We start from the raw sequence: 13,588 nt of genomic DNA on the forward strand, positions 1-13,588 counted from the left end.
ACGGTATGCCCTATCCCAAGATCGCGCTGCGCGGCGCCGTCGTCGCCGTGACGGGCGGAGCCCGCGGAATCGGCAAGGCGACCGCCGATCTCTTCGCCGCGCGTGGCGCAGTGGTATGCGTCGGGGACCTCGACCCGGCGGACGCGGCCGACGCACTCGTCGTCGACGTCACCTCGCGCGAATCGTTCGGGGCTTTCGTCGGCACGGTGATGGACCGATACGGCCGCATCGACATCCTCATCAACAACGCCGGCGTGATGCCGCTGGGCGACTTCCTCTCCGAGAACGACGCGATCAGCAGAACGACGCTCGATGTGAACGTGTGGGGCCTGATTCAGGGCATGAGAGCCGTCATGCCGCACATGATCGAGCGCGGCCGAGGACATGTGGTCAACGTGGCGTCGATGGCAGGCAAGCTGGTCGTCCCGGGATTGGCGGTCTACAACGCCAGCAAGTTCGCGGCCGTAGGGCTGTCCGCTGCGGTCCGAGAGGAATACCGGAGTACCGGTGTCAGCGTGAGCGCGGTGCTGCCGAGTGCGGTGCGGACGCGGCTCGCGTCGGGCGTGCCACTCGGCCACGGGATGCCGACGGTCGACGCCGCTGACGTCGCACGTGCGATTGTCGGCAGTGTCCGCAGTCGGCGCGCCGAAATCACCGTGCCCCGGTATCTGGCGGGATGGGATCTGGTGAATGCGACGGCACCGGAGCCGGTGATGCGCCTGGGCCGCAAGCTGATCGGGGATCGCAGGGCGCTGACGTCGGTGCAGGACGATGTCCGCGCCGCCTATGAGCAGACGATCGCAGCGCAGGCCCGCCAATGACGCGCGAACCTCGGGTTGTCATCATCGGCGCGGGCATTGCGGGCATCGCCACCGCGGTGACGTTGCAGCGGGCCGGTTTCCACGACTTCACGATCCTGGAGAAGGGTTCCGACGTCGGCGGCGTGTGGCACTGGAACCGCTATCCCGGCCTCACCTGCGATGTCCCGTCGCAGCTGTACCAGTTCTCGTTCGCGCCGAAGCCGGACTGGTCGGGGCTGTTCGCACCCGGTGAGGAGATTCAGCGTTACCTTCACGACGTCGTCGACCAGTTCGGGATCGACCGACACCTCAGGCTCGATTCGGAAGTTCGGTCTGCGGTGTTCACCGGATCATCCTGGCGAGTAACGACTTCCGATGGTGCGGAGTTGGAAGCAGACTTTGTGATATCGGCGACCGGTGTGCTCCATCACCCGTTCACACCCGACATTCCCGGCCTGGAGAGTTTTACGGGCGACGTCGTCCACACCGCGCGGTGGGACGACGGTGTGGTCACTGATGGGCGACGGATCGCCGTCATCGGCAACGGCTCGACCGGGGTGCAGATCGTGTCTGCACTTCAGGCCGGCGCCGGCCACATCACACACTTCGTGCGGACCCCGCAGTGGGTGATCTGGGCGCCGATGGGGCTGTCCCAGCCGACGGTGGTGGGCTCGTTGCTGCGACGGACGCCCGCGGTGCATCGTCGGCTCTACGGCGCATTGCTCAGGGGCTCAGGCATTTTGACCGACATCGCGCTGCGACCGACCGTGCAGCGCCGACTGGCACAGAGTTACGCGCGACTGTGCCTGCGCATCCAGATTCGCGATCGCGAACTGCGTGACAGTCTCACGCCGGACTACCAGCCCTTCTGCAAACGGCAGGTCGTGTCGAGTTCGTACTATCGCGCGATCCGTGCGGGGAACGCGGAGCTGGTCACCACGCCGATCGAGCGGGTGACGCCGCAGGGCATTCGGCTAGAGGACGGCCGTGAGATCGACGTCGACCTGCTGGTGTTGGCCACGGGATTCGAGGCGCACAACTACATGCGCCCGATGACCCTGCGCGGGCGCGACGGCATCTCGATCGACGACGCGTGGGCCAAGGGGCCGCGGGCTTATCGGATGACGGCGATCCCTGGTTTCCCCAATCTCTTTACGGTTCTTGGCCCGAACTCCCCGACGGGTTCGGTGTCCCTGCAGTATTCGTCGGAGCTGACGGCCCGCTACATCACGCATTGGCTGCGGAAGTTCCGCGATGGCGAGATCGACACCGTCGAGGTGACCGAGGAAGCCACCGCGAAGTTCAACGACGACGTCACTGCCGCGTTGGGGCCCACCGTGTGGAATACCGGTTGCAACTCTTGGTATCTCACCGACGAGGGCAACGTCGACCTGTGGCCATACGACCGCAAGACGATGACCGCCATGCTGAGCCGACCCGACGATCGCGACTTTCACATCACCACTTCCGGCTAGAAGGGTGGTGGCTGGTAGTTGGCGGCGAGCCAGGCTTGGTGTTGTCGTTCTTCTTCGGCGATGAGTTCGGTGCGTTCACGTCGTTCGGCGTTGATGCGGTCTTGGCGGTCCTGGGCGCGGGTTTGTTTACGCCGCGGCATCATTGCCATTCGGTCCGGGTTCTGATCGACCACATAGGGCGGCAAGTCGAGTTCGCCGGTCGGCCGGGCCAAGGCGGGAAACATCGCCGCGCCGAGCGCTTCGCTGGTGTAGGTGTGCCCGGTCGGGGACGTCAGCAGGATCGTGCCGTCGGGCAACTGCCGGTCGGTCCACCCGCAGAATGTCTTGAGCAGATGGTGGATCCGGCAGTAGTGCTTGGTGTTCGACGGATGCGTCGAACCCAATGGGTACGGCACCGTGTGATCGACATCGGACTTCTCGACCGGCTTGTCGCAGCCCGGCCAGCGGCACGTCAAGTCACGCCACGCCAGGAATTCCTTGGTCTTCGCCGAGGGCCGATATCCGGGATCGGGCGCCTCACCGCTGGGCACTGTGAGCGGCTTGAGTGTGGCGGTCTTGGCCAGCGTGCGGACGGATTCGGCGGGCAAGATTCCGAACCCGCGCAGATACCCCGGCTTATCGCTGGTTCCATCGATCGTCGCTTGTTCGGCGAGCACATGGATGACTGCTGTGGCCGCAGCGCTCTTGGCGTCGGCCTGTGCTGCTGCCGCTGGGCAATCCTCGCGTCCACATTCACATGCCAGGGTGGCTTCCATCCGGGACAAAGCCCCAGTGGCATCCGCGCGACGCTGGTTCTGGCTGCGCGGATCGTGTTCACACACCGTGGCGGCCAACGCATCCAACCGCGCATTGAGTGCCGCCCCGTCGGCGGCACGGACATGACCGGAGGCAAACGCCATTCCCGGACCGGCCTCGTCCACCTCGAAGTACCGGTTCTCGTCGACCTTGGGTGGAACGCGAACGCCGGCGGGGTCGAACTTGGCCACCCACTGGTCCACCCGATCCCGCAGCTTGTTCTTCGACAGCTTCATCCACTTCTCGCAATGCCGCGCGATCGCCTCGTCCAACTCCGGCATCAACGCATCCTCGACATTGTCGGTACGGTTGATGATCGTCGACACCATGCGGTAATCGATGGTGCCGCGCAGGAACACCTTGGCCACGGCGGGCAACCGATGCGCCAGCACACACGCGAACTGGACCTGCCCGACCGCGCGGGAGTGACTGATGTTCTGCACGGCCGACACGTCAGCGGCCGTAGCGGCACAGTTATCAACCACGCACCAATCAAGGTCGGCCAACGCGCCTTGATTGCGGACGTAAAGCTCGGCGACCGCCAACAATCGCTCCGCCATACACGTCGACTCATAGCGGGTGGACTCACCCATCACGTCGATGAGATCCCCATCCGACATGCCCTCGAACATACGTTTGATTCTATCGACATCCACTGACTCAAACTTCTTGGCAGGGTCGCGTTGTGCATACGCGGCTGATGTTGAGGAGGTTGAGTGGGTCATGGTCAGATCGCGACGAACAAAGATTGCTGCCGAGGAGAAGACCCGGTTGGTGCTGGCTGTTCTAGCCGGTGAGATGACCTGTGCTGAGGCGGCCCGGCGGTGTGGGGTGGCCTCGACTCAGGTGACGAAGTGGAAGCATCAGTTCCTTGAGGCTGGGGCCCAACGCTTGCAGGAGGTGCCCAGCGGCGCCGCGCATGGCGCGGGTAGCCCTGAGCAGCGTCGGCTGCGGATGGAAAACGAGCAGCTCAAACTCGCGCTGGCCGAAGCCACGGTGCAGCTGCGGATCTGGCAGCGCGGTGCAGCTTTGGCCGATCAGGTCCTTCCAGGACCTCGAAACCCTAAGAGAAGCAGCAGGTCTGCCGGTTTCGAGGTTCGCGCCATTGGCCGGCATCGCCGAGCGGACCTATCGCCGCCGGCTGGCCGACTGCGCGCTGGTGACCCGGCCAAGGGGCCTTGGCCGGCGCCGGTCGTCGACCGGATCGAAGCGATCGCGGCGAAGTACGCCGAGGCGTGGCCGGCCTGGGGCTACCGCAAGATCGCCGCACTGATGCGCGCTGATGGTCACGACGTAACCAACTCGTCGGTGCAACGCGCGCTGCGGCGGCGTGGCCTGCTGTTACCCCAGGGCTTTCGGGCCGATCGAAAGTCTTGGGCTGCGTTGCGCCGCCGGGTATTTCACGATCCGCCGACTGAGCGCAACCGGGTGTGGCAGACCGACTTCTCCGAGTTCGAGACCGCCCACGGCGGGATCTGGCGAATTAGTGCCGTCATCGACTACGTCACCAAATACTGCCTGGCCATCACCGTCACGCCCACCAGCCGCGGCCGCGACGCCGTGCACTGCATTCGGTTGGCCGTCGAGGAAGCCCCCGCATCTTGAACCTCACCGACCTGCGAGTCGACCGCGGCGAAATGGAGGTCCTTGACGCCGAGGACAACGTCATCGGCCACGCCCTGCACCGATTGCGATCGTGTCCGACAACGGTCCCTGCTACCGGGGTAAAGACTTCCACACCCTGTTCACCGGCCATGATCCGCTCCTGCGCCACATCCGCACACGCATCAAATCACCACAAACCAACGGCGTCATCGAGCGATTCTTCGAAACCCTGAAATACGAGCATCTCTTCCGCGGCTACATCGGCGACGGCGACGCACTCGACATGGAAACCCATCGATTCCGCATCATCTACAACACCATCCGACCACACCAAGCCCTGGCCGACCGCACCCCAAAACAGGCCTACCTCGACAGCAAAACCCTGCCACCTTCTTGACTCAAGACAGACAGCCCCTGACAAATCCCGTCAGCTATGTTTCGCGGCCTCCTGCGCCAGCTGGACGCGCGAGGTAAGGCCGAGTTTGGTGTACACGTGCGTCAGATGCGTCTGCACCGTGCGATGCGAGATGAAGAGGCGCGTCGCAATGTCCTTGTTGGCCAACCCCTCACTGACCAACCGCACCACGTCGAGCTCGGTCGGCGTCAGCGACGCCCACCCGCTGGACGGCCGCTTACGCGACCCACGACCACGCTGGGCATACGCGATCGCCTCCTCCGTCGACAACGCCGCACCCTCGGCCCACGCCGCATCGAAATCGGTGTCGCCCAGCGATTTTCGTAATGCTGCGATAGACGTGTTGTATTCGGGTTCGTGAACCTTGAAGCGGAGGACTCCGAATCGTTCTCGCGCCCCGTTCGCCGCACCGCACAACCGGGTCGCTGCGCAGAGGCTTTCAACCCCCGCAGCCACTTCAGCCAGGCGCTCAAGGATATCGGGAAGGTAGAGATAGACCTCGGCGCAGGCGATGATAGCCAGTGCGCGGTGAGCGTCCTCCTCGGCCAGATCGAGCCGTCCCTCCGCGCTCGCCACGCGAGCCCGCGCGGCGAGCGCCATGACTGCGTGCGCGGTCCTCTGAGAGGTAGCAACGACCGCGTCGTCAGCCCAGCGCCGAGCACCGTCGAGATCCCCCAAGGCCAAGGCGATCTCGACATTCAGATGCCAGCCTGCATTGGCGCCGTCCGGCTGAAAATCCATCAATGGCGCAGCTATATCGTTGGCCTGCTTCGCCCGTTCCACATCTCCGGAGGCGAGTGCGGCCAATGCCACGATCCAGTACGCCCATCCCAATTGTATTCCTTGGATCTCCGCAGAGGCTTCGACCGCCATAGCGGCGACCGCATCTGCGGCGGCTATCTCTCCTTGGTACACGAGCGGCCACCCCTGGCTCGCACGATTCATTCCCACCCAAAAAAGGTCGTGTGCACCTTGCGCCTCCATCGCTGCCTTGTCTAGCTGCGCGATCGAGTCGGCCAAGTCCCCGTGCCAGAACAAAACATGGCCGATACACCAACGGCACTGCCGCGAGACGAATCGGTCTCCGATGGCGTCAGCGAAGTCCCGTCCCGCCTCTCCGGCTTTCAACGCTGGGACAATGTTCCCCAGCATCATTGCGCCGTAGGCCTGCCAACCGAGTATCTGGCTGACCAGCCACGCATCATCGACCGACCTCGCAAGTTCCAGCGCTTCGTCGAAGTACGGCTGCGCGCTGGTAACGACATGTCCTCGGACGCATCCGCCTGCGGTGAGCGCGCGTGCCAGTAGTGCCGGGTCGCCGATGTCACGCGCGATGCTGAGCGCTTCCTCGGCTTGATCGGCGTCACCGGCCGATACCCACGATTCGAGCATCGCCTTGTCGGCGAGCGCTCGTGCTCGCTGCGCAGAGGGCGCGGCAGTCCGGTCCTCGAGGAGCGCAGCTTCGAGCCATGCAAGCCCTTCGCGGATCTTCCCCCGCGCCAACCAAAGCGGTTGAAGCGATGCGGCGAACGTGAGCGCTAGCTGGGAGTCACCGCTTTCACGGCTCCACACGAACGCCGAGCGCAGATTGTCTATTTCGAGTTCAGCTTGGTCGAGGCGGCCTTCATGCTCCGTTCGCTCAGGCCTGTCCAGTGCGGTCGCCACGGATAGGAAGTAATCGCGGTGACGACCGCGTACCGCATCTGCGTCACCTGACTCGCCAAGCTTTTCCAATCCGTACTGACGTATCGTCTCCAGAATTCGGTATCGCGTTGGACTGGAATTAGTTTCAGCGACGACCAGCGACTTGTCCACGAGAAGTGTGAGCTCGTCGAGGACCTGGTAACGCTCGACATGCCCGCCGCCGCAGACGGCTTCCGCTGCATCGAGGTTGAAGCCACCCATGAAGGCAGCAAGATGGCGGAACAGCACGCGTTCCGGTTCGGTCAACAAGGCATGTGACCAGTCCACGGAAGCTCGAAGGGTCTGCTGGCGCCGCACGGCGGTTCGCGCACCGCCGGTCAGCAGGCGAAATCTGTCGTGGAGACTCGCGAGTATTTCATCGACGGACATTGCTCGCATGCGTGCTGCGGCGAGTTCGATGGCCAAAGGCATGCCGTCGAGGCGGTGGCATATCTCGGTCACCGCAACCGAATTGTCCTCTATGACCTGGAAGCCAGGGCTCACCTTGCGGGCGCGGTCGACAAACAGCTCGACGGCCTCAATGTCCAGCGATAGTGAGGGGACTCGCCACGTCGCCTCACTCGCAACTCCGATCGGTTCCCGACTCGTCGCCATCAACACCAGCGAAGGACATTCGGCCAGCACGGTGTCAATCAGCGCTGCGCAGGAATCCAGTAGGTGTTCACAATTGTCCAGGATCATCAGCGCACGGCGTTCGCCGACATATCGCACGAGTGTTTCGGTCGCAGGCAGGCCTTTTTGGTCGGGAAGTCCGAAGGCTCGCGCGGCCGCAACCGGGACAAGTACGGGATTGGTGATCGGAGCCAAGTCGACGTAGGCGATACATTCTCCGAACTCCGACGCTATCGCACCCGCGACCTCTACAGCGAGGCGAGTCTTTCCGACTCCGCCTGCGCCAGTAAGTGTGACGAGTCGATTCTCGGCGAGGAGTCCGGCGACTTCACGCATCTCAGAGTCTCGGCCAATAAACCTGGAAAGTTGAGCCGGAAGGTTTTGCGTCGCAGCGCTACCCACGACGCGGAGTGGTGGAAAGTCGTTCTGAATGTCTGGATGGCACAGTTGCACAACCCGTTCGGGACGCGGCAGGTCGCGCAACGGATGCGTGCCAAGGTCGGTCAGCCATGCCCCGCCGGGCAGGTAGTCGATGACCACCGGCTCGGTAGCCCCGGAGAGCACCGTCTGCCCGCCGTGCGCGAGATCGCGCAACCGCGCCGTCCGGTTTATCGTCGGGCCGATGTAGTTGCCCTCGTCGCGCAATTGGATCTCGCCGGTGTTGATGCCGATCCGCAGCCGGATCGGCGCCAGCGGGGCACGCTGCAGCGCCAGCGCGCACGCCACCGCATCACTTGCCCGCGCGAAGGCCAGCACGAAGCTGTCGCCCTCACCCTGCTCCACCGGCCTGACCCCGTGGTGCGCCGCGACGAGCCCCGCCAGCGTCTCGTCGAGCCTCGCGATCGCCGCGCTCATTTCCACCGGCTGGGTCTCCCACAGCCGCGTCGAGCCCTCGACGTCTGCCAGCAGCAGCGTCACCGTCCCCGTCGGCAGCTCGCTCACGCCCAGTTCGCTCCACTCAGTCGCGCTCATGCTAGCCAGCATGCAGCCCTGACGTGCGGCAATACATCAGCGAATACGCGTATATACGACCCACCCCGCTCCAGAGACACGACGTTCGGTCGATCTTCTCGGCGCCGCGAAACCAGATAGTCGAACCATCACCACAACGATCGGCCAGCCTGCCAATCGCCTTTACAGCCTGCCCCTGAGGCGATCGCGGTACGAACGTCCGTCCGGGTCATAGGTCAACCGGTAGACCGGTTCGGCCCACAGCCGGGTGAACAGGCTCGGCCGCTCCGCCTTGTGTGGCCGAAGGCGACCAGGCGGCCGTGGACCACGTCGACCGGAGGCGTGCCAGCGCTCCAATTCCTCTGCCGATTCGATGATTTCGCGCACCGCGGTGGCCGGTTCGGCCAGTCCGCGATCGTCGCTGCCGTCGTCGGCGCGGTCGAGGTGTTCGCGTAACAGCCGCAATCTCAGATCACGCGCGAAGTCGCCATCGGTGTCGAGGACGGCGCAGGTCAGCTCGCTGTCGTGCGTCCAAGACCGCCGATTGAGGTTGTCGCTGCCGACGCACGACCAGATGTCATCGATGACACACACTTTGGCGTGCACGTAGACCGGTGTGCCCTCAGGGTTCTCGACGTCGAAAATGTGCACCCGCTCCGGGCTGGCCGCGCGACATGTCTCGAGCGCCTGCCAGCGACCGATGAGGTTGGGCGGCAACTCGAGTCGTCCGTCGACGTCGGGATGGCGCGGGATGACGGCAACCAGATGTAGGTCCGGGTTCTCGTTCAGCGCCTGAGCGAAAAGTTTCGCCACCCGCTTCGACCACAGGTACTGGTCCTCGACGTAGATCAGCCGCTGGGCACGCGGCACCACCTTGTTGTATGCACGCGCAATGCTGCGCTCGCCGTTGGGCGCGAAGTCGTAAGCGAAGTGCGCATCAGGGTATGTGCGTAGCACCTGTATGGCGTGCGGCCCACACGGCGGCGGATCCGGCGGCTGGTCGGGCAGCGGATCCGCCTTCATATCGGCCCCGCCCAACTTGTCCCGCAGCCACGCCAGCGGATTGAGCATGTCCAGCGACGCTGGATCGTTCCAGCGCTCGCGGAAAGTCATGTCCAGGGCGCCCACGGCGGGGCCCTGCACCCGCAGTTGTACGTCATGCCACGGTGGATTCTCGCCGTACCGTTCGGCCATCTGCACCGCCTGCGGGTCGCCGCGGTGCGATGCATCGTCGCGGCGAGAGTGGCACAGGTCGATACCGCCGGCGAACGCGACGTCCCGCTCGGGCGCACCAGGATGCCTGATGACGACGAGCTTCTGATGGTGCGATCCGCCGATGCGCACGCGCTGGTCGAGCAACACCTCCCCGCCTGCGCGTTCGATCGCCTCGCCGAGGTGCCGGTTCTCCTCCTCGCTGTAGGCGAACTTGTCCAGATGGGATCGCCACACCAGACCCTTGACGACGACACCGCGTTCGGCGGCGCGACAGAACAATTCGCGGATGGTCGGACCGTCGTCGCGCATCTTCTGGTCCGGGTCGCCGCGCCAGTCGGTGAAAAACAGATGATCACCTGCGTTGAGCGCTTGCACTTCGGTGACAAGCTGGTCGAAATACGTCGCGCCGTGGATCAGTGGCTCCGCCCTGTTGCCTTCGCACCACGCGGGCAACTCGGAATCGGGGTTGCCGCGTTCGTCTGCGGTGAGGAACCAATCGGTGATGTTCATGGCCTGCGGCCCAGCAACCGGTCGGCATAGGCCAGACCGTCGGGATCGAAAATCACCCGGTAGGACGTGAGAAACCATTCGGCCAGCAGAGACACGCACCTGAATGCCCATTTTCGCGGTTATTTACGCACCCGAGGGTGTGCGAAGATCCGGGCATGCCCGTACTCCGGCGGCTACTGGTCGCACTGTGCGCAATTGCCCTGACCGCCGGGTGTACGCCCGGCGTGCTGCCGGACGAACCGCCCGCGACGAGCGCGAACACCGACAACGCCAAGGCCGACGCGGTGATGCGCGCCGTCCGCGACGCGATGGCCGATGAACACCTGAAGGCGGTCATCGTCCGGGTCACCGTCGACGGGCAAGAGGTCGTCACCGACGCCGTCGGCGAATCGATGACCGGCGTGCCCGCGGCCACCAACATGCACTTCCGCAATGGCGCGGTGGCCATCTCCTACGTCGCGACGCTGCTGCTCAAGCTCGTCGACGAACAGAAGGTCAGTCTCGACGACAAGCTGTCGAAGTTTCTGCCCGAGATTCCGCACGCCGACCGCGTCACGCTGGGTCAGCTGGCCCAGATGACATCGGGTTACGTCGATTACGTCATCGGCAACACCGCGATGAACGACGCGCTGTATGCCAATCCGTTCCGGCGCTGGACAGTTCACGATCTGCTGCAGTACGCGATCAAACAGCCGCTGCTCTACGAACCGGGAACCAACTGGAACTACGCGCACACCAACTACCTGCTCCTCGGCCTCGCACTGGAGAAGGCGACCGGTCAGGAGATGCCGAAGCTGTTGTCCGATAAGGTGCTTCGGCCACTCGGGTTGACCAACACAGTGAACTCGCTGACGCCGGAGATTCCGGCACCCGTGCTGCACGCGTTCAGCTCGGAACGTCGCGCGTTCCTCAAGATACCGTCGGGCTCACCGTTCTACGAGGAGAGCACCTTCTGGGATCCGTCATGGACCATCACCCACGGTGCGATTCAGACGACCGACATCTACGACATGGAGGCCACCGCAGCCGCAATCGGTTCCGGCCGGTTACTGTCCACGGAGTCCTACGAGAAGATGGTGTCCACCGACCTCCGCGGAAAGACCCGCAAACAGCCCGGGTGCACCACTTGTGACGAGATGACCGACGGCTACACGTACGGCCTCGGCATCGTCATCTCCGGCAACTGGCTGCTGCAGAATCCGCTGATGTCGGGGTATTCGGCGATCGAGGCTTACTTGCCATCACAGAAGATCGCCATTGCGGTCGCCGCGACATACCTTCCCGAAGCCTTCGACGACCAGGGCGACTACACCAACGCCGCTGACACCGTGTTCCGAAAGATCGGTGCGGTGCTGGCCCCCGACGACGCGCCACCGGTACGCGCGCCGAAATAAGGTGAGGTGTGGCTCCGAAAGTTCTGTTTCTCCGCAACGAGCACCTCGCGACCGAAGCGCTGCTCGGCGAGGCGTTCACCGAACAGGGATACGACGTCGAGGTGTTCGAGGTCGTCCCCGCCGCGCGCGTCGGCGATCCCGCCGTTGACGTGACGTTCCCCGACGCAGGCGGCTACGACGTCGTGGTACCGCTGGGTGCGCGATGGCCGGTGTACGACGACACGTTGCGCCGCACCTGGGTGGGCGCCGAGACGCAGTTGGTACGTGACGCCGCCGATGCGGGCGTGGCGCTGTTGGGCGTGTGCTTCGGCGGGCAGCTCCTGGCGCAGGCGTTCGGCGGTTCGGTGGCGCGGTCGACGGAGCCTGAGATCGGCTGGTACGACATCACCAGCGACAGTCCGGACCTCGTCCCCGGCGGACCGTGGTTCCAATGGCATTTCGACCGATGGACCCTGCCTCCCGGAGCCACCGAGATCGCCCGCACCGCCAATGCATCGCAGGCGTTCGTGCTCGGCCGTGCGCTCGCATTGCAGTTCCATCCGGAAGTCGACACGGAGCTGCTCGAGCGGTGGCTGGCCGACGATACCGACGGTGAGGTCGCGAGCATCGGACGCACGCACGATGAATTACGCTCCCGCACAACAGAACTTGCCGATGATGCATCGTCGCGGGTGCGCGATCTGGTGCGTGGCTTCGTGACTCACGTCGTTCGTCAGCCGTGTCCCAGTTCGTGAGCGAGCGCACCGTCGATGTGCGGGTGCCGGAATCGATGGCCCACCGCCTCCAGCTTGGTGGCAGCCACCCGCTGATCGGCTTCGGCGAGCTCTCGTGATCCCTGCTCCCCCAACAAGAGCCGAGGCGCCAGCGACGGCACGGGTAGCAGCGTCGGCCGGTGCAGTACCCGGCCGAGCGCCTTCGTGTAGTCGGCGTTACGCACCGGTGCGGGCGCGACGGCGTTGACCGGACCCGACAGCCGGGCGTCGTACAGCGCGCGGTAGTAGACGTCGAGTAGGTCGTCCAGCGCGATCCAGGACAGCCACTGACGTCCTCCGCCGACGCGGCCCCCGAGCCCGGCGGCGAACAACGGACGCAGCAGTCGTAGTGTTCCGCCGTTGGCCGACTGCACGATTCCGGTGCGCACATTGACGACCCGAAGTCCGGACTCGGCGGCGGGTGCGGTGGCGGCCTCCCAGTCCGCGACGACGTCGGCGAGAAAACCGTCGCCGCGCACGCTGTCCTCGCACAGGATGGCATCGCCGCGGTCGAATCCGTAGATGCCGACCGCCGAGGCGCTGACGAACGGCCCGCTGAAGTCACTGGCGGCGGCGAGTTCGGCCAGCCGGCGCGTCGGTCCGATCCTGCTGTCGCGGATCGCCTCTTTGTGCGCGGCCGTGAACCGGCCCGCGATCGACGCGCCGGCCAGATGCACCACGGCGTCAACGCCCGACAACAGGTCGGGGGCGGGATGATCGGGATCCCACTGCCGCTCGTCGGGCGATTGCGCCGCATGGCGCACCAAGCGGATCACCCGGTGCCCGCCGGTGCTCAAGAACGCCGAAAGCGCGGTGCCGACCAGGCCCGTCGCACCGGTGAGTGCCACCACCATCGGGCGCAATCCCGCATCACGTGCGTCCCGGTGTGCGGCCAGATCGTCGGCGAGCTGCCGATGCCGATAGGCGAACATCGGTCGCAGCGCGGCCGCGGGTACCGGCGCGTCGATGCGGTCGTATACGCGCGTTCCCGAAGGCGCCTCGCCGAACTCGTGGGTGTGGGTCCAGTGTCCGACGATGCGCGGTGGCCAGGACCGGGGTCCGTCGGAGGAGAGCACGTCGACGAATCGGCGTCCGGGCTCGTACCTGTCGGGATCATGCTGCGCCACCCACCGCAACCCGCCCGGCAGCCCGAGGACCGCGCGGCCGTCAACCAGGGAGTCGGCCTCGCTCACCACCTTCATCGGCTGCCACGGCGGTACCAGCCGCCGCATCGCTCCGATTCGCGAGTGCCATTCGAAGACCTCTGCCAGCGGATGGTCGACGACGGTTTCCAACTCGATGCCCATATGTCGATATTCGTACCCGCAGCGCCGACGGATTGCCCCCGGTCTGGGTATCC

10 protein-coding genes are annotated in these 13,588 nt (G+C 65.0%); 6 read left to right on the plus strand and 4 right to left on the minus strand.

The features are described 5' to 3' along the window. Nucleotides 1-5 precede the first annotated feature (5 nt). The gene (locus G6N42_RS09965; RefSeq protein WP_163729207.1) at nt 6-821 is read left to right on the plus strand and encodes an SDR family oxidoreductase; all 816 of its coding nucleotides are present in this window, start codon (nt 6-8) and stop codon (nt 819-821) included. Further along, nucleotides 818-2,275, plus strand: a complete 1,458-nt coding sequence (locus tag G6N42_RS09970) for a flavin-containing monooxygenase (protein ID WP_163729209.1) — start codon at nt 818-820, stop codon at nt 2,273-2,275. The genes G6N42_RS09965 and G6N42_RS09970 overlap by 4 nt, the downstream gene beginning before the upstream one ends. Here the strand turns inward: G6N42_RS09970 and G6N42_RS09975 are convergent. Further along, a complete protein-coding gene (locus G6N42_RS09975) occupies nt 2,272-3,702 on the minus strand; it encodes an HNH endonuclease signature motif containing protein (RefSeq protein WP_163729211.1) in 1,431 nt (476 codons plus the stop codon). The two genes, G6N42_RS09970 and G6N42_RS09975, sit on opposite strands and share 4 nt — an antisense overlap. Before the next feature lie 91 nt (nt 3,703-3,793). Between G6N42_RS09975 and G6N42_RS09980 the strand changes: the two genes are divergently transcribed. Both G6N42_RS09980 and G6N42_RS09985 read left to right on the plus strand, forming a co-directional pair. After that, complete coding sequence (locus tag G6N42_RS09980) at nt 3,794-4,675, plus strand: helix-turn-helix domain-containing protein (RefSeq protein ID WP_163729213.1); 882 nt, start codon at nt 3,794-3,796, stop codon at nt 4,673-4,675. 91 nt (nt 4,676-4,766) lie between these two features. After that, a complete protein-coding gene (locus G6N42_RS09985) occupies nt 4,767-5,072 on the plus strand; it encodes an integrase core domain-containing protein (protein WP_163729215.1) in 306 nt (101 codons plus the stop codon). 30 nt (nt 5,073-5,102) lie between these two features. On the opposite strand, the gene G6N42_RS09990 is transcribed toward G6N42_RS09985, so the two are convergent. Further along, a complete protein-coding gene (locus G6N42_RS09990; protein WP_163729217.1) occupies nt 5,103-8,378 on the minus strand; it encodes a helix-turn-helix transcriptional regulator in 3,276 nt (1,091 codons plus the stop codon). A gap of 162 nt (nt 8,379-8,540) precedes the next feature. Then, nucleotides 8,541-10,082 carry a phospholipase D family protein gene (locus tag G6N42_RS09995; protein WP_163729219.1) on the minus strand — a complete coding sequence of 514 codons (1,542 nt, stop codon included), beginning with the start codon at nt 10,080-10,082 and terminating at the stop codon, nt 8,541-8,543. Between the two features lie 155 nt (nt 10,083-10,237). Here G6N42_RS09995 and G6N42_RS10000 point away from each other — a divergent pair, with 155 nt between their 5' ends. Together G6N42_RS10000 and G6N42_RS10005 are read left to right on the plus strand one after the other, a co-directional pair. Further along, nucleotides 10,238-11,476 carry a serine hydrolase domain-containing protein gene (locus G6N42_RS10000; RefSeq protein ID WP_163729221.1) on the plus strand — a complete coding sequence of 413 codons (1,239 nt, stop codon included), beginning with the start codon at nt 10,238-10,240 and terminating at the stop codon, nt 11,474-11,476. Between the two features lie 8 nt (nt 11,477-11,484). Further along, on the plus strand, nt 11,485-12,210 hold the full coding sequence (locus G6N42_RS10005; RefSeq protein WP_163729223.1) for a type 1 glutamine amidotransferase: 726 nt from the start codon (nt 11,485-11,487) through the stop codon (nt 12,208-12,210). Here G6N42_RS10005 and G6N42_RS10010 read toward each other — a convergent pair. Continuing rightward, nucleotides 12,189-13,535, minus strand: coding sequence for a TIGR01777 family oxidoreductase (locus tag G6N42_RS10010; RefSeq protein WP_163729224.1), 1,347 nt, complete (start codon nt 13,533-13,535; stop codon nt 12,189-12,191). The genes G6N42_RS10005 and G6N42_RS10010 overlap by 22 nt on opposite strands. Between the last annotated feature and the right edge of the window lie 53 nt (nt 13,536-13,588).

The organism is Mycobacterium gallinarum (assembly GCF_010726765.1).
In the GTDB taxonomy this organism is placed as follows: domain Bacteria; phylum Actinomycetota; class Actinomycetes; order Mycobacteriales; family Mycobacteriaceae; genus Mycobacterium; species Mycobacterium gallinarum.

Excerpts from the sequence above, each read along its gene's own strand:
- G6N42_RS09965 (WP_163729207.1), top strand. The coding sequence starts at position 6 with ATGCCCTATCCCAAGATCGCGCTGCGCGGCGCCGTCGTCGCCGTGACG.
- G6N42_RS10000 (WP_163729221.1), top strand. The coding sequence starts at position 10,238 with ATGCCCGTACTCCGGCGGCTACTGGTCGCACTGTGCGCAATTGCCCTG.
- G6N42_RS09970 (WP_163729209.1), top strand. The coding sequence starts at position 818 with ATGACGCGCGAACCTCGGGTTGTCATCATCGGCGCGGGCATTGCGGGC.
- G6N42_RS09975 (WP_163729211.1), bottom strand. The coding sequence starts at position 3,702 with ATGTTCGAGGGCATGTCGGATGGGGATCTCATCGACGTGATGGGTGAG.
- G6N42_RS09995 (WP_163729219.1), bottom strand. The coding sequence starts at position 10,082 with ATGAACATCACCGATTGGTTCCTCACCGCAGACGAACGCGGCAACCCC.
- G6N42_RS09980 (WP_163729213.1), top strand. The coding sequence starts at position 3,794 with ATGGTCAGATCGCGACGAACAAAGATTGCTGCCGAGGAGAAGACCCGG.
- G6N42_RS10010 (WP_163729224.1), bottom strand. The coding sequence starts at position 13,535 with ATGGGCATCGAGTTGGAAACCGTCGTCGACCATCCGCTGGCAGAGGTC.
- G6N42_RS09990 (WP_163729217.1), bottom strand. The coding sequence starts at position 8,378 with ATGAGCGCGACTGAGTGGAGCGAACTGGGCGTGAGCGAGCTGCCGACG.